This is a genomic window from Tessaracoccus sp. MC1627, assembly GCF_014164725.1.
Taxonomy (GTDB): Bacteria; Actinomycetota; Actinomycetes; order Propionibacteriales; family Propionibacteriaceae; genus Arachnia.
Window position 1 is genome coordinate 1 of sequence record NZ_JACJGA010000008.1, and the last position, 18,888, is coordinate 18,888.

Annotated in this window: 19 protein-coding genes; 7 read left to right on the forward strand and 12 right to left on the reverse strand. The window is 68.6% G+C overall.

Going from position 1 to position 18,888, the window contains the following annotated elements; all coding sequences use genetic code 11:
- Window positions 1-99 precede the first annotated feature (99 nt).
- Window positions 100-441 carry a type II secretion system F family protein gene (locus H5399_RS14915; protein WP_182784057.1) on the forward strand — a complete coding sequence of 114 codons (342 nt, stop codon included), beginning with the start codon at window positions 100-102 and terminating at the stop codon, window positions 439-441.
- Between the two features lie 152 nt (window positions 442-593).
- The gene (locus H5399_RS14920; protein WP_182784059.1) at window positions 594-1,097 is read left to right on the forward strand and encodes a prepilin peptidase; all 504 of its coding nucleotides are present in this window, start codon (window positions 594-596) and stop codon (window positions 1,095-1,097) included.
- A 91-nt stretch (window positions 1,098-1,188) separates the two neighbouring features.
- Here the strand turns inward: H5399_RS14920 and H5399_RS14925 are convergent, their stop codons facing one another.
- The 6 genes from H5399_RS14925 to H5399_RS14950 form a co-directional block, all read right to left on the reverse strand.
- Complete coding sequence (locus H5399_RS14925; RefSeq protein ID WP_182784061.1) at window positions 1,189-1,392, reverse strand: hypothetical protein; 204 nt, start codon at window positions 1,390-1,392, stop codon at window positions 1,189-1,191.
- Window positions 1,393-1,420: 28 nt separating this feature from the next.
- The gene (locus H5399_RS14930; protein ID WP_182784063.1) at window positions 1,421-2,371 is read right to left on the reverse strand and encodes a methionine synthase; all 951 of its coding nucleotides are present in this window, start codon (window positions 2,369-2,371) and stop codon (window positions 1,421-1,423) included.
- The gene (mnmA, locus tag H5399_RS14935; protein WP_370585797.1) at window positions 2,371-3,444 is read right to left on the reverse strand and encodes a tRNA 2-thiouridine(34) synthase MnmA; all 1,074 of its coding nucleotides are present in this window, start codon (window positions 3,442-3,444) and stop codon (window positions 2,371-2,373) included. The genes H5399_RS14930 and mnmA (H5399_RS14935) overlap by 1 nt, the downstream gene beginning before the upstream one ends.
- A gap of 390 nt (window positions 3,445-3,834) precedes the next feature.
- Window positions 3,835-4,308 (reverse strand): NUDIX hydrolase, encoded by a 474-nt coding sequence (locus tag H5399_RS14940; RefSeq protein WP_182784065.1) that lies wholly within the window; start codon window positions 4,306-4,308, stop codon window positions 3,835-3,837.
- Window positions 4,309-4,380: 72 nt separating this feature from the next.
- Window positions 4,381-4,578 (reverse strand): Flp family type IVb pilin, encoded by a 198-nt coding sequence (locus H5399_RS14945; RefSeq protein WP_370585798.1) that lies wholly within the window; start codon window positions 4,576-4,578, stop codon window positions 4,381-4,383.
- A gap of 589 nt (window positions 4,579-5,167) precedes the next feature.
- Window positions 5,168-6,349, reverse strand: a complete 1,182-nt coding sequence (locus H5399_RS14950; protein WP_370585799.1) for a cysteine desulfurase family protein — start codon at window positions 6,347-6,349, stop codon at window positions 5,168-5,170.
- Window positions 6,350-6,502: 153 nt separating this feature from the next.
- On the opposite strand from H5399_RS14950, the gene glgX (H5399_RS14955) reads away from it, so the two are divergent.
- From glgX (H5399_RS14955) to H5399_RS14970, 4 genes are all read left to right on the forward strand, one after another.
- Window positions 6,503-8,653, forward strand: coding sequence for a glycogen debranching protein GlgX (gene glgX, locus H5399_RS14955; protein ID WP_182784069.1), 2,151 nt, complete (start codon window positions 6,503-6,505; stop codon window positions 8,651-8,653).
- Window positions 8,654-8,714: 61 nt separating this feature from the next.
- Complete coding sequence (locus tag H5399_RS14960) at window positions 8,715-10,244, forward strand: maltotransferase domain-containing protein (protein WP_182784355.1); 1,530 nt, start codon at window positions 8,715-8,717, stop codon at window positions 10,242-10,244.
- Window positions 10,245-10,306: 62 nt separating this feature from the next.
- Entirely contained in the window at window positions 10,307-10,648 is a 342-nt protein-coding gene (locus H5399_RS14965) for a type II secretion system F family protein (protein ID WP_182784057.1), read from the forward strand.
- A gap of 152 nt (window positions 10,649-10,800) precedes the next feature.
- Window positions 10,801-11,304 carry a prepilin peptidase gene (locus H5399_RS14970; protein WP_182784059.1) on the forward strand — a complete coding sequence of 168 codons (504 nt, stop codon included), beginning with the start codon at window positions 10,801-10,803 and terminating at the stop codon, window positions 11,302-11,304.
- Window positions 11,305-11,395: 91 nt separating this feature from the next.
- Here the strand turns inward: H5399_RS14970 and H5399_RS14975 are convergent, their stop codons facing one another.
- From H5399_RS14975 to H5399_RS15000, 6 genes are all read right to left on the reverse strand, one after another.
- Window positions 11,396-11,599, reverse strand: coding sequence for a hypothetical protein (locus H5399_RS14975; protein WP_182784061.1), 204 nt, complete (start codon window positions 11,597-11,599; stop codon window positions 11,396-11,398).
- Between the two features lie 28 nt (window positions 11,600-11,627).
- Window positions 11,628-12,578, reverse strand: coding sequence for a methionine synthase (locus tag H5399_RS14980; protein ID WP_182784063.1), 951 nt, complete (start codon window positions 12,576-12,578; stop codon window positions 11,628-11,630).
- Window positions 12,578-13,651 carry a tRNA 2-thiouridine(34) synthase MnmA gene (mnmA, locus tag H5399_RS14985; RefSeq protein ID WP_370585797.1) on the reverse strand — a complete coding sequence of 358 codons (1,074 nt, stop codon included), beginning with the start codon at window positions 13,649-13,651 and terminating at the stop codon, window positions 12,578-12,580. The genes H5399_RS14980 and mnmA (H5399_RS14985) overlap by 1 nt, the downstream gene beginning before the upstream one ends.
- 390 nt (window positions 13,652-14,041) lie before the next feature.
- Window positions 14,042-14,515, reverse strand: coding sequence for an NUDIX hydrolase (locus H5399_RS14990; protein ID WP_182784065.1), 474 nt, complete (start codon window positions 14,513-14,515; stop codon window positions 14,042-14,044).
- Window positions 14,516-14,587: 72 nt separating this feature from the next.
- Window positions 14,588-14,785, reverse strand: a complete 198-nt coding sequence (locus H5399_RS14995; RefSeq protein ID WP_370585798.1) for a Flp family type IVb pilin — start codon at window positions 14,783-14,785, stop codon at window positions 14,588-14,590.
- A 589-nt stretch (window positions 14,786-15,374) separates the two neighbouring features.
- Window positions 15,375-16,556 carry a cysteine desulfurase family protein gene (locus H5399_RS15000; protein ID WP_370585799.1) on the reverse strand — a complete coding sequence of 394 codons (1,182 nt, stop codon included), beginning with the start codon at window positions 16,554-16,556 and terminating at the stop codon, window positions 15,375-15,377.
- A gap of 153 nt (window positions 16,557-16,709) precedes the next feature.
- On the opposite strand from H5399_RS15000, the gene glgX (H5399_RS15005) reads away from it, so the two are divergent.
- Complete coding sequence (glgX, locus tag H5399_RS15005) at window positions 16,710-18,860, forward strand: glycogen debranching protein GlgX (protein WP_182784069.1); 2,151 nt, start codon at window positions 16,710-16,712, stop codon at window positions 18,858-18,860.
- Window positions 18,861-18,888: the final 28 nt, after the last annotated feature.

The window sequence follows — 18,888 nt, forward strand, 5'->3', positions numbered from 1 at the left end:
CCTAACCGAGGCAACGCTGCGCGAGGCCGCCGCTTAGCTTAGATCCACAGAATTTCATCCCCCATGCCGGAATCAACACCGGAACGTCCTTAGCGTGAATTGCCGTACCGCTCTTCCCCGGACCCCGACATTCAGGTGGGGCAGTCACGCCGCAACGCGTATGAGGACCTCGCGGAACGCACGGGGTCGATCCCACTGCGTCGATTCGTCCGCACGGTCATCCAAGCCGAGTCGTACGGTATCCCGCTTGCCGACGTGCTGACAGCCCAAGCGGACGAGATGCGGATCGCCCGCAGACAGCGCGCGGAGCGAAAAGCCATGGAAATCCCTGTCAAGGTGGTCTTTCCCCTGATCATCTGCATTCTCCCCGTCATCTTCGTCGTCATCCTCGGCCCAGCAGCCATCTCCATGATGGAAACGCTGTTCCCGGCCCTGAATTGAGCACGGTTCACTCCGGCAATGGTTCACTGCGCGTGACACACCCCATCTTGGTGGTCCTAGTATCGGCTCTGGCTGCTCTGTTGGCACCGCCATTTGCCCATCGTCTCTCGACCAGTGCCGGCTGGTGGGTGGCTTCCGCCACAGCCGCTGGAGTGGCAGTCTGGGCGGCGATGCATGTAGAGGGCTGGGCTCTGGCGGGGTTCGCCGCGCTGGCTGTGTTGTGGGGCGCCGGGGTGGCAGTCGACCTCGTGGAGCATCGCCTGCCTGACGTCACGACACTCGCTGCCTTTCTGCTCTTCTTGATCCTGCAGTTGCCGTGGCTGGTCACCAGCGGCGAGTGGAATCGGCGGTTGGTTCAGGCGCTACTGGGAGCCCTGCTCACCGCGGCCATCCTCTTCGCCCTCGCGTACATCAACCCCAACGGTTTCGGTCTCGGCGACGTGAAGCTCGGGCTCAGCACGGGCGCGGCGCTCGGCTGGTTCGGCCTCGGCACAGTCCTCATAGGACTGGCGGCCGCATTCATCCTCATGGCGGTGATCAGCGGCCTCCTGCTCGCCACCAAGAGGATCAAGCGGGATGCGGAGATAGCCTTTGGCCCCTTCATGGTCCTAGGCGTTCTCGTCGCCCCCGGCGCCGCCAGCCTCCTCGGCTGGTGACTCCCGAAACGGCCGCCACCATCCCGCTGGCTGAGGTGCCGCGGAGCGGCCTCGAAGGCTTGTATACGTGACGTCGGCGCGAGATCTCGGTTCAGGAACCCGTCAGGATCAGGTAGAACATCCGCCCGAGGAAGAACAACCCCACCCCGATGGCCACCACCACGAAGGGGATCAGAATGCGCTGGATCTTCTTCCAGCGGGTGCTGGGGACTCCCGTCGGCCCCCAGGGACCGCGCCCCACCTGCGCCCGCACGGGGGCGTCGCCGCTGAGGTTCAGGTTGGAGAAGATGCGCACGCGCCCAGCTTAGGCGAGCCTCGCGGGGTCACCCCCGCGAAAGCGACTCCTCAACCAGGCTGGCCGCCTTCCGCAGCGACTCCATCTGAGGGACCACGTCGTCGCGTCGCCATCCCGACATGCCGCACGCGGTACCGAGATGCAGGCCTTCGAGCGAGTCCACCTGGATGGCGCGGAGAACCTTGAGCGCAGCTCGCACCAGCTCGTCGGTGCTCTGCGGCCCGCGCGCGGTGTCGACAACGCCGAGGATCAGCCCGCGACCCTCGTCGCGCCACTGCGCCAACTCGTCGAGGTCCACCAGCGCACCATCGACCGACGCCCCAGTGAAACCTGCCCGCCGCGACACTTCCAGCCACCGCCCCGGAGCACAGCAGTGCAGCCAGGCGCCGTCGGCGAGCGGACGCAACGCCTCCACCAGGCCCGGCAGATCCACCCGACGATGCCGCGAGAACCCGCTCGCCGTGGGCACGCGCCCCTCGGCCACTGCGATCATCGACGGCTCGTCCACCTGCAGCCACAAGGTGGCCCCGGGAACCCGCCGCGACACCTCAGCCCTCAACCCCGACACAGCCTCAGCCAGCGCCTGGGCCAACTCCCGCCGGGCCCCGTGATCGGCAAGCACCCGGTCGCCCATGGGCCGTTCGACGGAGGATGCCAGCGTCCACGGGCCGGCCACTCCGACCTTGAGCACGCCGTCGAAACCCTGGAGGAGCTCCTCCGTGTCGTCGAGGTCCTGGCGCCACTGAGCGCGGGCCCGGCGATGCTCGGCCCCCGAGTGAGGCGAGAGACGCCAGCCGGCCGGCTGCACGTCGAATCCAAGCCCCGAGATGAGCCCAAGCGCGCGCCCGATCATGTCAGACCCCACACCCCGCTCCGGCAGCTCCGGCAGAGGCAGCACCTCAGGCAGAGTCTCGGCCATGGCCGCCAGGGCACCCCGGAAGTCGGTGCCCGGCAGCGAGCCTGCAGCGGTAATCAGCATCAACTCGCCTCGGCGATCACGGCGCTGCCCACCACGCGGTCAATGTCGTAGACCACCACGGTCTGCCCCGGTGCCACGCCGTGCCCAGGCTCATCCAACATGACGGACAGCCCGCCGTCGCTCGCCTCGATGGTCGCCTCCTGCGGCGTCCCGTGCGCCCGGTACTGCGCCTGCCCTCGCCAGGGACCGTCGACGGCTTCCGCGGTCCATGAGGGCCGGATTCCCAGCAACCTGGTGACGGCCAGGTCCTCCCGCGACCCCACAACGACGGTGTTGTCCACCGGCTCGATCCGCAGCACGTATCGCGGCTCCCCTGTGGGTGCGGGCACCCTCAGGTCCAGGCCCTTGCGCTGACCCACCGTGTAGCGGTGGGTGCCGCGATGCTCCCCTAGCACGGCCCCGTCTGCATCGACGATGGGCCCAGGAGCGTCCTTCAGGTAGCGGGCCAGGAAACCCTGGGTATCGCCGTCGGCGATGAAGCAGATGTCGTGGCTGTCAGGCTTCTTCGCCACTCCCAACCCGAGCGCCTGCGCCTCAGCGCGGACCACCGGCTTCTCCACGTCGTTGAGCGGGAACAGGCATTGTCTCAGCTGCTCCTGGGTGAGCATGCCGAGGACGTAGGACTGATCCTTGGCGGCGTCGGCAGCACGGTGGAGGGAGACGGAGCCGTCCTCGTGGCGGCGCAGGTCCGCGTAGTGGCCCGTGGCGACGGCGTCAAAGCCGAGTGCGGTGCCGCGGTCCAGCACCGCAGCGAACTTGATCTTTTCGTTGCACCGAAGGCAGGGGTTGGGCGTGTGGCCGGCTCGATACTCGGCCACGAAGTCCTCCACCACGGCCTCGTGGAACTCCTCGGCGAAGTCCCACACGTAGAAGGGGATGTCCAGCTTGTCGGCCACGCGGCGCGCGTCGTGAGAGTCCTCCAGCGAACAGCACCCCCGCGCCCCTGATCGGTAGGACGCAGGGTTCTTGGACAGGGCCAGGTGAACGCCCGTGACATCGTGGCCCTCGGCCACAAGGCGCGCGGCAGCGACGGCGGAGTCCACCCCACCCGACATGGCCACCAACACCCGCACTTCGCGCTCCTCTGCTCAGCAGTGCTCCACTCTACCGATCCGACCGTCAGACTTATCCACAGCCGCTCTCGCTCCCTCGAACTTGTCCGAGTGATCGAATAGTTTTGGGTCACCAGTACGCCGGGCGGGGATGAGCCACCCCCGACGACCCCACCTGGGACCGGATGCCGGAGCGAACCTGATTGACACTGCCCACCCCCGTCATCTGAGCGACCTGCGTGGTCGGGACTGGGCGCGCGTCCTCGCACACCGCGTTACGTGGGCTTCGACGCGCGCCGCGCCGCTACGCGGCTTCAGCGCGGCTCAGCCAGCGGGGGGCGGACTCAGCCTCGACGGCTCAGCCGGCGTTGATGCCCGGATTCAGCGCGGCTCAGCCAGCGGTGGCGGGGCTCAACTTCGGCGCGACTCAACCCGCGGATCAGGCCCCACCACGGAGCGCGCGGCGTCCAGCGCACCGTCGGGGTAGAACGGAAGGCCTTCGCCGCCCAGGGTGTCCAACCGGTGCCACGCGACGATGCTCACGTCGTCAATCACTTTCACCCTTGTGTCGAGCGGCCACGCCTCGAGGGCAGGACACTCCACGGAGAAGATGTGCACGATCTCGTGTCCAGCTCGGCCAAGGAAGGTGAAGATGTTCTCCGTGACGGCCAGCAACTCAGCTGCCGTCACCGCGACACCCAACTCCTCCAAGAACTCACGCAGCAACGCCTCGTCGGCACGCTCACCGAACTCGATTCCCCCACCGATCGCACGCACGAAGGGAGGCTCGCCGTCTGCCCCACCGAACTCCTGCACGAGAACGTGACCATCGCGGACGGGCAGACCGACGGCGAGGTTCCGGATCCGCAAGTCTGCTTGTTCCATGCCGGGAGCGTAGACCTGAAGTCGGTAGCCCGAGCGGCCAGTCCGCCGGAGCCAGGTTCCCGATTCGGACTGCTACCAGCCCATCGCCGTGAGGACAGACTGAAAGAGCGCGGCCACCCGAGTGCCCAGGACTGTCACCGTCGTCACCACCACTGCGCCGATGAGGCTGGCCATGATTGCGTACTCCACCGCGGTCGCGCCGCGCTCGGACGACATGCCTACAGCGGCTACTTCGATGGGTTGGGATTCGCCATTCTCTGCTTCGATCACACCAAGCTCCCCCGCATCGAAACTGTTAGTGACCGGAGTCTAGCCGCGATGCAGCTGATTCCCTGGAGCTGTCTGAACGACGCTGAAGCAAACCTCGAGAACGCGACCTGACCGCAAGGGTGTGGGTCGTCAGGGCGGTACGGCGTCGGGATGCCCCACTCGAGGTTCGCCCGGCTGGCCTCCCGCCTGCGCAGACCTGAGCGAGGCCGCCCTGACGGCACGCGCCCGGGGTGGCAACGCCAAAGGCGATCGAGTGCGGGGAGACCGGAGACGAGGCACGGGCGGCCTCATCACTTTGGACACAGCCCAGTCGCTGCACATGGGGAGACCCTTGTCCGCGGCCGCCCGTGGCTCGGCTCACGGCTGCCGGCACCCACAGCTGGGGCGGGTCAGCGGACGGGTTGCGTCACGACCCTTCGAGACAGCCGACGGTCGCTTCGCGACGCCGGCCTCCTCAGGGACCGAAGGAGGCGGCGCGGGCTCCGGCGGGAAGGTGGTCGCGGCTGCCGGGTGAGCGGACGGGTGCCCAGGGGCTTCGACGCGGTCGGCGGCGCTGCGCGCCCGACCGGCTCACCCAGCGGGGCTGAAGTTAGAAGGCGGAGCGGGCGACGGTCAGGGCCTCCGGGAGGACCTCCACCAGCCGCGAGATGTCGGACGACGTCGTCGTCCAGCCCAGCGAGAAACGCAACGACTGCGTCGCCTCGTCCGCGGAGCGACCCATCGCCAGCAGCACCTCGCTCGGCTGGTGCACCCCCGCGCGACACGCGCTCCCTACCGACGCGGCGATCCCCCGCTGGTCCAGCAGGAACAGCAGGTCGTCGGCCCGCACCCCGTCGAACGTCACGTTCACGATGTGCGGCGCGCCGACCGGTGGGGCTCCACCCACCCCTTCCGTACGCTGGCTCGATTCCTGCCCGCCACTCGTGGGCCGGGGCCAGCTGTTCAACCGCCCGCCCGCCGCGACACACGCCTCCGCGACCCGGTCCCGCAACGCCGCCAGCCGTGCGGCCTCGGCGGACAACTCCCCCACTGCGACACTCGCGGCCCGCGCGAACGCCGCCGCCAACGCCACCGGTTGGGTCCCGGACCGCACCTCGCGCTCCTGCCCACCACCCAACCCGACGGCGGACGGCACCACCCCACGACGCGCCAGCAGAGCTCCCACGCCCACCGGCCCACCGATCTTGTGCGCCGACACACTCATCAGATCCACACCACTGGCCCCGAAGTCCACCGGCAGATGCCCCAACGCCTGCACCGCATCCGTGTGCATCCACGCCCCCACCGCCGAAGCCGACTCCCCCACGGCAGAGACAGGCTGCACAACCCCCGTCTCGTTGTTCACCCACATCACCGACACCACCGCCACGGCCTCATCCAGCGTCTCCTCGAGAGCGCCCAGCGACACCACGCCCTCCCAAGACACCGGCACCACCTCAGCCCCCCGCGACACCGCCCCGAGCACCGCCGGGTGCTCCACAGCCGAGACCAGACACCGCCCCCGACCCCGCGACCGTCCCGCCTCCCAACCCCCCAGCACCGCGATCGTGTCCGCCTCAGACCCCCCTGACGTGAACACAACCTCCGTCGGGTGTGCGCCCACCGCAGCCGCCAACTCCTCCCGCGCCTCTTCCAACCGGCGCCGGGCGCGCTGCCCCGGCCGGTGCAACGACGAGGCATTCCCCACCAGCCCCGACGCGTCGACGAAGGCCTCCAACGCCTCCGGGCGCAGCGGGGAGGTGGCGGCATGGTCGAGATAGACGGACTCCACGGCTCCCCCTCGTTGTCGGGCCCCGCACACGCGACTCCCACCGTCCATGCTAGCCAGGCCGCCACGACGGCAAACCCCCCAGCGAAGTGGAGTTTGTGCCAGAAAGTGGCACAATGGGGCGCCGTCGAAAAAATCGATTCCAGGAAGCCACCGATGACATCCCTCACCCCGCCTGATACGAGCGCCCTCGGCGCCCGCATCACCGCCCATGGCGTGCGCTTCGGCCTGTGGGCGCCGCGTGCCACCGGGGTCGAGCTGGCGCTCATCGATCCTCTCAACCAGCAGCACAACATCGAGATGACCCGCGACGATGAGGGCATCTGGACCGTCGAGGTGCCCGGCGTTGACGCCGAACAGCACTACGGCTTCCGCGTGCACGGGCCGTGGGACCCGTCGTCGGGCAGCCGATTCAACCCCGCGCGGCTCCTGCTGGATCCCTACGCCCGCGCCATCAGCGGCGGGGTGGACTTCCGCGGCCCCATCCTGGACCACATCCCCGGCAGCCCCTTCAGCATCTCCACCCGGGACTCCTTCGGGGCGGTGCCGCTGAGCGTGGTGGTGGCGGACACGCCCCCGCCGAAGCCCATCGAGCGCCGACGGCCCATGTCGGAGACCATCCTCTACGAGGCGCACCTGCGCGGCTTCACCAAGCTGCACCCGCAGGTCCCCGAGCACCTCCGCGGCTCATATCTGGCGCTGGCGGACCCGTCGGTCCTCGAGTACCTGACCGGCCTGGGCATCACCGCCATCCAGCTGCTGCCCGTGCATCACTTCGTCTCGGAGCCGTTCGTGGCCACCAAGGGGCTGCGCAACTACTGGGGCTACAACTCGCTCGGTTTCTTCGCCCCGCACGCCTACTACGCCACCCGCGGCACCGTCGGAAACCAGGTGGCCGACTTCAAGCAGATGGTCAGCGCGCTGCACGAGGCCGGCATCGAGGTGATCCTCGACGTGGTCTACAACCACACCGGCGAGGGCGGCCACGAGGGGCCCACGCTGTCCATGCGCGGCCTGGACCACGACGCCTACTACCGCCTCACCAACGACCGCCGTGATGACTACGACGTGACGGGTTGCGGCAACTCGGTCAACACCTCGCACCCCATGGTGCTGCGGCTGGTGCTGGATTCGATGCGCTACTGGGTCAGCGAGATGGGCATCGACGGGTTCCGCTTCGATCTGGCCACCACGCTGATCCGCGACGAGCAGCACCACGTGGACCACAACCACGCGTTCAAGCGGCTGGTCGAGTCCGATCCCGCCTTCGAGGGCATCAAGATGATCGCCGAGCCGTGGGACATCGGCCCGTACGGCTATCAGGTGGGCGCCTGGGGGCCCGGCTGGTACGAGTGGAACGACCGCTTCCGGGATCACATCCGCGACTACTGGCGCGGCGCCGTGCACGGCGTCCAGGAGCTCGCCACGCGCCTGGCCGGCTCCCCGGACATCTTCGATCAACCGGGCCGCGCGCCGCAGTCGAGCATCAACTTCATCACAGCCCACGACGGTTTCACCCTCCGGGACCTGGTGAGCTACGACGTCAAGCACAACCTGGACAACGGCGAGGCCAACCGCGACGGCTCGGACAACAACCGCTCCTGGAACCACGGCTGGGAGGGCGAGACCGAGGACCCGGAGATCAACGCGCTGCGCCGTCGTCAGGTGCTGAACCTGATGGCCACCCAGCTGCTGGCCGCCGGCACGCCCATGCTCACCGCGGGCGACGAGTTCGGCCGCACCCAGAAGGGCAACAACAACGCCTACTGCCAGGACTCCCCCCTCTCGTGGGTCAGCTGGGACATCCCGTTCGAGTGGCTCGAGGTACAGAGCCGCATCGCCGCCCTGATCAAGCTCCGCCAGAGCCACCCGGTGCTCCGCCCGGTGGACTTCGCCTACCACACCGAGATCATCACCGAGCACAGCGAGAACCTGCAGCGCGTGGACCTCACCTGGATGGACGGCGAGTTCGGCGAGATGAGCCACGACGCCTGGCACGACGGCGGCCGCCGCCTGCTCGGCATGTACGTCTCGGACGAGCGCGAGGCGTTCCTCACCTGGTTCAATTCCGGCGCTGCGCCCGTGCCGCTGACGCTGCCCACCCTTCCGTGGGGCTACGGCTACGAGATCGTGTGGCACAGCGCCGAGTCCTACGAGCTGCCCGGAGGCGTCCTGCCGGCCCTGGCCGAGATGACAATGCCGGCCCGGTCCGTGGTGCTGATGCGGGTCCAGGTGCCCACCAGCACCCGCGAGCTGCTCGCACTGCAGGCGGAGGCCGAGCCGTCGTCGCTGGATCTGCTCTCCTGAACGGTGCATGCAGGGCGCCCCGCCAGCTAGGCTGACGGGCGTGAGTGCGGATTACCCAACCATGTCCCTCAAGCGCATCGTCCGGACCGACGGCGGCCTCGGCCGCATCCCGGTCACCGGCGCTTCCCCCGTGATCGAGGGCGGGGTCTACCCCGTCAAGTCAGTCGTCCATGAACGGCTCCTCATTCAGGCCAACGTGTTCCGGGAGGGTCACGACTCGGTCAACGCGTCGGTGATCCTGACCTCTCCGGGCGGCACCCAGCGCCGCATCGACATGAAGCAGGTCGAGCCCAAGGGCCTGGACATCTGGCAGGCGTACGTCCGGATGGCCGCCGAGGGCGACTGGACCTACCGCATCGAGGGCTGGAGCGACCCGTGGGGCACCTGGCGCCACCACGCCGAGGCGAAGCTGCCGGTGTCCATGGACGTGGAGCTGGTGTGCCTGGAGGGCCGGGACCTCCTCACCCGCTCCGCTCAGCAGGCCGATTCGATGCGCGTCCCCGGGGCCGCCAACCTCCTCCGCGCCGCCGCGGAGACAGTCAACCCGGAGACCGACGTCGAGGAGATCCTCGAGCTCATCACGTCTGCGCCCATCACCCGGGCGATGGCGCGCTTCGGGCCCCGCGAGCTCGTCTCGCCCACCGCCGAGTTCCCCATCCGCGTGGAGCGCCGCCGGGCCCTGTACTCGTCGTGGTACGAGTTCTTCCCCCGCTCGCAGGGCGCCTGGCAGGACGACGACGGCCACTGGCACTCCGGCACGTTCAACTCCTCGCACGAGCGCCTCGAGGCCGCCGCCGCGATGGGCTTCAACGTGGTCTACCTGCCGCCCATCCACCCCATCGGCACCGCGTTCCGCAAGGGCAGGAACAACACGCTGAACCCCGGCCCGGAGGATCCCGGCTCGCCGTGGGCCATCGGGTCCCCCGACGGCGGCCACGACGCGATCCACCCGGACCTGGGCGACTTCGACGACTTCGACGCCTTCGTGTCCAAGGCCCGCTCGCTGGGCCTGGAGATCGCCCTCGACCTGGCACTGCAGGCGTCCCCGGACCACCCGTGGGTGGTGGAGCACCCGGAGTGGTTCAGCACCCGCCTCGACGGCACCATCGCCTACGCGGAGAACCCCCCGAAGAAGTACCAGGACATCTATCCCATCAACTTCGACAACGACCCCGTGGGCATCTACTACGAGGTGCTGCGGATCGTTCGGTTCTGGATCGACCACGGGGTCTCCATCTTCCGCGTCGACAACCCGCACACCAAGCCTGTGGAGTTCTGGGACTGGCTGATGGAGCGCATCCACGAGACCAACCCGGAGGTCATCTTCCTCGCCGAGGCATTCACCCGCCCGCAGATGATGGCGGCGCTCGGGAAGGTGGGCTTCCAGCAGAGCTACACCTACTTCACGTGGCGCAACCTCAAGTGGGAGCTCACCGAGTACCTCACCGAGCTGTCACAGGAGATGGCGTCCTACTACCGGCCCAACTTCTTCGTCAACACCCCGGACATCAACCCGTTCTTCCTGCAGTCGGGCAATCACGCGGCGTTCTCCATCCGCGCCATCCTCGCCGCGACGATGTCGCCCACTTAGCTTAGATCCACAGAATTTCATCCCCCATGCCGGAATCAACACCGGAACGTCCTTAGCGTGAATTGCCGTACCGCTCTTCCCCGGACCCCGACATTCAGGTGGGGCAGTCACGCCGCAACGCGTATGAGGACCTCGCGGAACGCACGGGGTCGATCCCACTGCGTCGATTCGTCCGCACGGTCATCCAAGCCGAGTCGTACGGTATCCCGCTTGCCGACGTGCTGACAGCCCAAGCGGACGAGATGCGGATCGCCCGCAGACAGCGCGCGGAGCGAAAAGCCATGGAAATCCCTGTCAAGGTGGTCTTTCCCCTGATCATCTGCATTCTCCCCGTCATCTTCGTCGTCATCCTCGGCCCAGCAGCCATCTCCATGATGGAAACGCTGTTCCCGGCCCTGAATTGAGCACGGTTCACTCCGGCAATGGTTCACTGCGCGTGACACACCCCATCTTGGTGGTCCTAGTATCGGCTCTGGCTGCTCTGTTGGCACCGCCATTTGCCCATCGTCTCTCGACCAGTGCCGGCTGGTGGGTGGCTTCCGCCACAGCCGCTGGAGTGGCAGTCTGGGCGGCGATGCATGTAGAGGGCTGGGCTCTGGCGGGGTTCGCCGCGCTGGCTGTGTTGTGGGGCGCCGGGGTGGCAGTCGACCTCGTGGAGCATCGCCTGCCTGACGTCACGACACTCGCTGCCTTTCTGCTCTTCTTGATCCTGCAGTTGCCGTGGCTGGTCACCAGCGGCGAGTGGAATCGGCGGTTGGTTCAGGCGCTACTGGGAGCCCTGCTCACCGCGGCCATCCTCTTCGCCCTCGCGTACATCAACCCCAACGGTTTCGGTCTCGGCGACGTGAAGCTCGGGCTCAGCACGGGCGCGGCGCTCGGCTGGTTCGGCCTCGGCACAGTCCTCATAGGACTGGCGGCCGCATTCATCCTCATGGCGGTGATCAGCGGCCTCCTGCTCGCCACCAAGAGGATCAAGCGGGATGCGGAGATAGCCTTTGGCCCCTTCATGGTCCTAGGCGTTCTCGTCGCCCCCGGCGCCGCCAGCCTCCTCGGCTGGTGACTCCCGAAACGGCCGCCACCATCCCGCTGGCTGAGGTGCCGCGGAGCGGCCTCGAAGGCTTGTATACGTGACGTCGGCGCGAGATCTCGGTTCAGGAACCCGTCAGGATCAGGTAGAACATCCGCCCGAGGAAGAACAACCCCACCCCGATGGCCACCACCACGAAGGGGATCAGAATGCGCTGGATCTTCTTCCAGCGGGTGCTGGGGACTCCCGTCGGCCCCCAGGGACCGCGCCCCACCTGCGCCCGCACGGGGGCGTCGCCGCTGAGGTTCAGGTTGGAGAAGATGCGCACGCGCCCAGCTTAGGCGAGCCTCGCGGGGTCACCCCCGCGAAAGCGACTCCTCAACCAGGCTGGCCGCCTTCCGCAGCGACTCCATCTGAGGGACCACGTCGTCGCGTCGCCATCCCGACATGCCGCACGCGGTACCGAGATGCAGGCCTTCGAGCGAGTCCACCTGGATGGCGCGGAGAACCTTGAGCGCAGCTCGCACCAGCTCGTCGGTGCTCTGCGGCCCGCGCGCGGTGTCGACAACGCCGAGGATCAGCCCGCGACCCTCGTCGCGCCACTGCGCCAACTCGTCGAGGTCCACCAGCGCACCATCGACCGACGCCCCAGTGAAACCTGCCCGCCGCGACACTTCCAGCCACCGCCCCGGAGCACAGCAGTGCAGCCAGGCGCCGTCGGCGAGCGGACGCAACGCCTCCACCAGGCCCGGCAGATCCACCCGACGATGCCGCGAGAACCCGCTCGCCGTGGGCACGCGCCCCTCGGCCACTGCGATCATCGACGGCTCGTCCACCTGCAGCCACAAGGTGGCCCCGGGAACCCGCCGCGACACCTCAGCCCTCAACCCCGACACAGCCTCAGCCAGCGCCTGGGCCAACTCCCGCCGGGCCCCGTGATCGGCAAGCACCCGGTCGCCCATGGGCCGTTCGACGGAGGATGCCAGCGTCCACGGGCCGGCCACTCCGACCTTGAGCACGCCGTCGAAACCCTGGAGGAGCTCCTCCGTGTCGTCGAGGTCCTGGCGCCACTGAGCGCGGGCCCGGCGATGCTCGGCCCCCGAGTGAGGCGAGAGACGCCAGCCGGCCGGCTGCACGTCGAATCCAAGCCCCGAGATGAGCCCAAGCGCGCGCCCGATCATGTCAGACCCCACACCCCGCTCCGGCAGCTCCGGCAGAGGCAGCACCTCAGGCAGAGTCTCGGCCATGGCCGCCAGGGCACCCCGGAAGTCGGTGCCCGGCAGCGAGCCTGCAGCGGTAATCAGCATCAACTCGCCTCGGCGATCACGGCGCTGCCCACCACGCGGTCAATGTCGTAGACCACCACGGTCTGCCCCGGTGCCACGCCGTGCCCAGGCTCATCCAACATGACGGACAGCCCGCCGTCGCTCGCCTCGATGGTCGCCTCCTGCGGCGTCCCGTGCGCCCGGTACTGCGCCTGCCCTCGCCAGGGACCGTCGACGGCTTCCGCGGTCCATGAGGGCCGGATTCCCAGCAACCTGGTGACGGCCAGGTCCTCCCGCGACCCCACAACGACGGTGTTGTCCACCGGCTCGATCCGCAGCACGTATCGCGGCTCCCCTGTGGGTGCGGGCACCCTCAGGTCCAGGCCCTTGCGCTGACCCACCGTGTAGCGGTGGGTGCCGCGATGCTCCCCTAGCACGGCCCCGTCTGCATCGACGATGGGCCCAGGAGCGTCCTTCAGGTAGCGGGCCAGGAAACCCTGGGTATCGCCGTCGGCGATGAAGCAGATGTCGTGGCTGTCAGGCTTCTTCGCCACTCCCAACCCGAGCGCCTGCGCCTCAGCGCGGACCACCGGCTTCTCCACGTCGTTGAGCGGGAACAGGCATTGTCTCAGCTGCTCCTGGGTGAGCATGCCGAGGACGTAGGACTGATCCTTGGCGGCGTCGGCAGCACGGTGGAGGGAGACGGAGCCGTCCTCGTGGCGGCGCAGGTCCGCGTAGTGGCCCGTGGCGACGGCGTCAAAGCCGAGTGCGGTGCCGCGGTCCAGCACCGCAGCGAACTTGATCTTTTCGTTGCACCGAAGGCAGGGGTTGGGCGTGTGGCCGGCTCGATACTCGGCCACGAAGTCCTCCACCACGGCCTCGTGGAACTCCTCGGCGAAGTCCCACACGTAGAAGGGGATGTCCAGCTTGTCGGCCACGCGGCGCGCGTCGTGAGAGTCCTCCAGCGAACAGCACCCCCGCGCCCCTGATCGGTAGGACGCAGGGTTCTTGGACAGGGCCAGGTGAACGCCCGTGACATCGTGGCCCTCGGCCACAAGGCGCGCGGCAGCGACGGCGGAGTCCACCCCACCCGACATGGCCACCAACACCCGCACTTCGCGCTCCTCTGCTCAGCAGTGCTCCACTCTACCGATCCGACCGTCAGACTTATCCACAGCCGCTCTCGCTCCCTCGAACTTGTCCGAGTGATCGAATAGTTTTGGGTCACCAGTACGCCGGGCGGGGATGAGCCACCCCCGACGACCCCACCTGGGACCGGATGCCGGAGCGAACCTGATTGACACTGCCCACCCCCGTCATCTGAGCGACCTGCGTGGTCGGGACTGGGCGCGCGTCCTCGCACACCGCGTTACGTGGGCTTCGACGCGCGCCGCGCCGCTACGCGGCTTCAGCGCGGCTCAGCCAGCGGGGGGCGGACTCAGCCTCGACGGCTCAGCCGGCGTTGATGCCCGGATTCAGCGCGGCTCAGCCAGCGGTGGCGGGGCTCAACTTCGGCGCGACTCAACCCGCGGATCAGGCCCCACCACGGAGCGCGCGGCGTCCAGCGCACCGTCGGGGTAGAACGGAAGGCCTTCGCCGCCCAGGGTGTCCAACCGGTGCCACGCGACGATGCTCACGTCGTCAATCACTTTCACCCTTGTGTCGAGCGGCCACGCCTCGAGGGCAGGACACTCCACGGAGAAGATGTGCACGATCTCGTGTCCAGCTCGGCCAAGGAAGGTGAAGATGTTCTCCGTGACGGCCAGCAACTCAGCTGCCGTCACCGCGACACCCAACTCCTCCAAGAACTCACGCAGCAACGCCTCGTCGGCACGCTCACCGAACTCGATTCCCCCACCGATCGCACGCACGAAGGGAGGCTCGCCGTCTGCCCCACCGAACTCCTGCACGAGAACGTGACCATCGCGGACGGGCAGACCGACGGCGAGGTTCCGGATCCGCAAGTCTGCTTGTTCCATGCCGGGAGCGTAGACCTGAAGTCGGTAGCCCGAGCGGCCAGTCCGCCGGAGCCAGGTTCCCGATTCGGACTGCTACCAGCCCATCGCCGTGAGGACAGACTGAAAGAGCGCGGCCACCCGAGTGCCCAGGACTGTCACCGTCGTCACCACCACTGCGCCGATGAGGCTGGCCATGATTGCGTACTCCACCGCGGTCGCGCCGCGCTCGGACGACATGCCTACAGCGGCTACTTCGATGGGTTGGGATTCGCCATTCTCTGCTTCGATCACACCAAGCTCCCCCGCATCGAAACTGTTAGTGACCGGAGTCTAGCCGCGATGCAGCTGATTCCCTGGAGCTGTCTGAACGACGCTGAAGCAAACCTCGAGAACGCGACCTGACCGCAAGGGTGTGGGTCGTCAGGGCGGTACGGCGTCGGGATGCCCCACTCGAGGTTCGCCCGGCTGGCCTCCCGCCTGCGCAGACCTGAGCGAGGCCGCCCTGACGGCACGCGCCCGGGGTGGCAACGCCAAAGGCGATCGAGTGCGGGGAGACCGGAGACGAGGCACGGGCGGCCTCATCACTTTGGACACAGCCCAGTCGCTGCACATGGGGAGACCCTTGTCCGCGGCCGCCCGTGGCTCGGCTCACGGCTGCCGGCACCCACAGCTGGGGCGGGTCAGCGGACGGGTTGCGTCACGACCCTTCGAGACAGCCGACGGTCGCTTCGCGACGCCGGCCTCCTCAGGGACCGAAGGAGGCGGCGCGGGCTCCGGCGGGAAGGTGGTCGCGGCTGCCGGGTGAGCGGACGGGTGCCCAGGGGCTTCGACGCGGTCGGCGGCGCTGCGCGCCCGACCGGCTCACCCAGCGGGGCTGAAGTTAGAAGGCGGAGCGGGCGACGGTCAGGGCCTCCGGGAGGACCTCCACCAGCCGCGAGATGTCGGACGACGTCGTCGTCCAGCCCAGCGAGAAACGCAACGACTGCGTCGCCTCGTCCGCGGAGCGACCCATCGCCAGCAGCACCTCGCTCGGCTGGTGCACCCCCGCGCGACACGCGCTCCCTACCGACGCGGCGATCCCCCGCTGGTCCAGCAGGAACAGCAGGTCGTCGGCCCGCACCCCGTCGAACGTCACGTTCACGATGTGCGGCGCGCCGACCGGTGGGGCTCCACCCACCCCTTCCGTACGCTGGCTCGATTCCTGCCCGCCACTCGTGGGCCGGGGCCAGCTGTTCAACCGCCCGCCCGCCGCGACACACGCCTCCGCGACCCGGTCCCGCAACGCCGCCAGCCGTGCGGCCTCGGCGGACAACTCCCCCACTGCGACACTCGCGGCCCGCGCGAACGCCGCCGCCAACGCCACCGGTTGGGTCCCGGACCGCACCTCGCGCTCCTGCCCACCACCCAACCCGACGGCGGACGGCACCACCCCACGACGCGCCAGCAGAGCTCCCACGCCCACCGGCCCACCGATCTTGTGCGCCGACACACTCATCAGATCCACACCACTGGCCCCGAAGTCCACCGGCAGATGCCCCAACGCCTGCACCGCATCCGTGTGCATCCACGCCCCCACCGCCGAAGCCGACTCCCCCACGGCAGAGACAGGCTGCACAACCCCCGTCTCGTTGTTCACCCACATCACCGACACCACCGCCACGGCCTCATCCAGCGTCTCCTCGAGAGCGCCCAGCGACACCACGCCCTCCCAAGACACCGGCACCACCTCAGCCCCCCGCGACACCGCCCCGAGCACCGCCGGGTGCTCCACAGCCGAGACCAGACACCGCCCCCGACCCCGCGACCGTCCCGCCTCCCAACCCCCCAGCACCGCGATCGTGTCCGCCTCAGACCCCCCTGACGTGAACACAACCTCCGTCGGGTGTGCGCCCACCGCAGCCGCCAACTCCTCCCGCGCCTCTTCCAACCGGCGCCGGGCGCGCTGCCCCGGCCGGTGCAACGACGAGGCATTCCCCACCAGCCCCGACGCGTCGACGAAGGCCTCCAACGCCTCCGGGCGCAGCGGGGAGGTGGCGGCATGGTCGAGATAGACGGACTCCACGGCTCCCCCTCGTTGTCGGGCCCCGCACACGCGACTCCCACCGTCCATGCTAGCCAGGCCGCCACGACGGCAAACCCCCCAGCGAAGTGGAGTTTGTGCCAGAAAGTGGCACAATGGGGCGCCGTCGAAAAAATCGATTCCAGGAAGCCACCGATGACATCCCTCACCCCGCCTGATACGAGCGCCCTCGGCGCCCGCATCACCGCCCATGGCGTGCGCTTCGGCCTGTGGGCGCCGCGTGCCACCGGGGTCGAGCTGGCGCTCATCGATCCTCTCAACCAGCAGCACAACATCGAGATGACCCGCGACGATGAGGGCATCTGGACCGTCGAGGTGCCCGGCGTTGACGCCGAACAGCACTACGGCTTCCGCGTGCACGGGCCGTGGGACCCGTCGTCGGGCAGCCGATTCAACCCCGCGCGGCTCCTGCTGGATCCCTACGCCCGCGCCATCAGCGGCGGGGTGGACTTCCGCGGCCCCATCCTGGACCACATCCCCGGCAGCCCCTTCAGCATCTCCACCCGGGACTCCTTCGGGGCGGTGCCGCTGAGCGTGGTGGTGGCGGACACGCCCCCGCCGAAGCCCATCGAGCGCCGACGGCCCATGTCGGAGACCATCCTCTACGAGGCGCACCTGCGCGGCTTCACCAAGCTGCACCCGCAGGTCCCCGAGCACCTCCGCGGCTCATATCTGGCGCTGGCGGACCCGTCGGTCCTCGAGTACCTGACCGGCCTGGGCATCACCGCCATCCAGCTGCTGCCCGTGCATCACTTCGTCTCGGAGCCGTTCGTGGCCACCAAGGGGCTGCGCAACTACTGGGGCTACAACTCGCTCGGTTTCTTCGCCCCGCACGCCTACTACGCCACCCGCGGCACCGTCGGAAACCAGGTGGCCGACTTCAAGCAGATGGTCAGCGCGCTGCACGAGGCCGGCATCGAGGTGATCCTCGACGTGGTCTACAACCACACCGGCGAGGGCGGCCACGAGGGGCCCACGCTGTCCATGCGCGGCCTGGACCACGACGCCTACTACCGCCTCACCAACGACCGCCGTGATGACTACGACGTGACGGGTTGCGGCAACTCGGTCAACACCTCGCACCCCATGGTGCTGCGGCTGGTGCTGGATTCGATGCGCTACTGGGTCAGCGAGATGGGCATCGACGGGTTCCGCTTCGATCTGGCCACCACGCTGATCCGCGACGAGCAGCACCACGTGGACCACAACCACGCGTTCAAGCGGCTGGTCGAGTCCGATCCCGCCTTCGAGGGCATCAAGATGATCGCCGAGCCGTGGGACATCGGCCCGTACGGCTATCAGGTGGGCGCCTGGGGGCCCGGCTGGTACGAGTGGAACGACCGCTTCCGGGATCACATCCGCGACTACTGGCGCGGCGCCGTGCACGGCGTCCAGGAGCTCGCCACGCGCCTGGCCGGCTCCCCGGACATCTTCGATCAACCGGGCCGCGCGCCGCAGTCGAGCATCAACTTCATCACAGCCCACGACGGTTTCACCCTCCGGGACCTGGTGAGCTACGACGTCAAGCACAACCTGGACAACGGCGAGGCCAACCGCGACGGCTCGGACAACAACCGCTCCTGGAACCACGGCTGGGAGGGCGAGACCGAGGACCCGGAGATCAACGCGCTGCGCCGTCGTCAGGTGCTGAACCTGATGGCCACCCAGCTGCTGGCCGCCGGCACGCCCATGCTCACCGCGGGCGACGAGTTCGGCCGCACCCAGAAGGGCAACAACAACGCCTACTGCCAGGACTCCCCCCTCTCGTGGGTCAGCTGGGACATCCCGTTCGAGTGGCTCGAGGTACAGAGCCGCATCGCCGCCCTGATCAAGCTCCGCCAGAGCCACCCGGTGCTCCGCCCGGTGGACTTCGCCTACCACACCGAGATCATCACCGAGCACAGCGAGAACCTGCAGCGCGTGGACCTCACCTGGATGGACGGCGAGTTCGGCGAGATGAGCCACGACGCCTGGCACGACGGCGGCCGCCGCCTGCTCGGCATGTACGTCTCGGACGAGCGCGAGGCGTTCCTCACCTGGTTCAATTCCGGCGCTGCGCCCGTGCCGCTGACGCTGCCCACCCTTCCGTGGGGCTACGGCTACGAGATCGTGTGGCACAGCGCCGAGTCCTACGAGCTGCCCGGAGGCGTCCTGCCGGCCCTGGCCGAGATGACAATGCCGGCCCGGTCCGTGGTGCTGATGCGGGTCCAGGTGCCCACCAGCACCCGCGAGCTGCTCGCACTGCAGGCGGAGGCCGAGCCGTCGTCGCTGGATCTGCTCTCCTGAACGGTGCATGCAGGGCGCCCCGCCAGCT

Bases quoted from the DNA above. Each gene is read 5' to 3' on its own strand.
- H5399_RS14990 (WP_182784065.1), bottom strand. From the start codon at position 14,515: ATGGAACAAGCAGACTTGCGGATCCGGAACCTCGCCGTCGGTCTGCCC.
- H5399_RS14940 (WP_182784065.1), bottom strand. From the start codon at position 4,308: ATGGAACAAGCAGACTTGCGGATCCGGAACCTCGCCGTCGGTCTGCCC.
- H5399_RS14930 (WP_182784063.1), bottom strand. From the start codon at position 2,371: ATGCTGATTACCGCTGCAGGCTCGCTGCCGGGCACCGACTTCCGGGGT.
- glgX (WP_182784069.1), top strand. From the start codon at position 6,503: ATGACATCCCTCACCCCGCCTGATACGAGCGCCCTCGGCGCCCGCATC.
- H5399_RS14960 (WP_182784355.1), top strand. From the start codon at position 8,715: ATGTCCCTCAAGCGCATCGTCCGGACCGACGGCGGCCTCGGCCGCATC.
- glgX (WP_182784069.1), top strand. From the start codon at position 16,710: ATGACATCCCTCACCCCGCCTGATACGAGCGCCCTCGGCGCCCGCATC.
- H5399_RS14980 (WP_182784063.1), bottom strand. From the start codon at position 12,578: ATGCTGATTACCGCTGCAGGCTCGCTGCCGGGCACCGACTTCCGGGGT.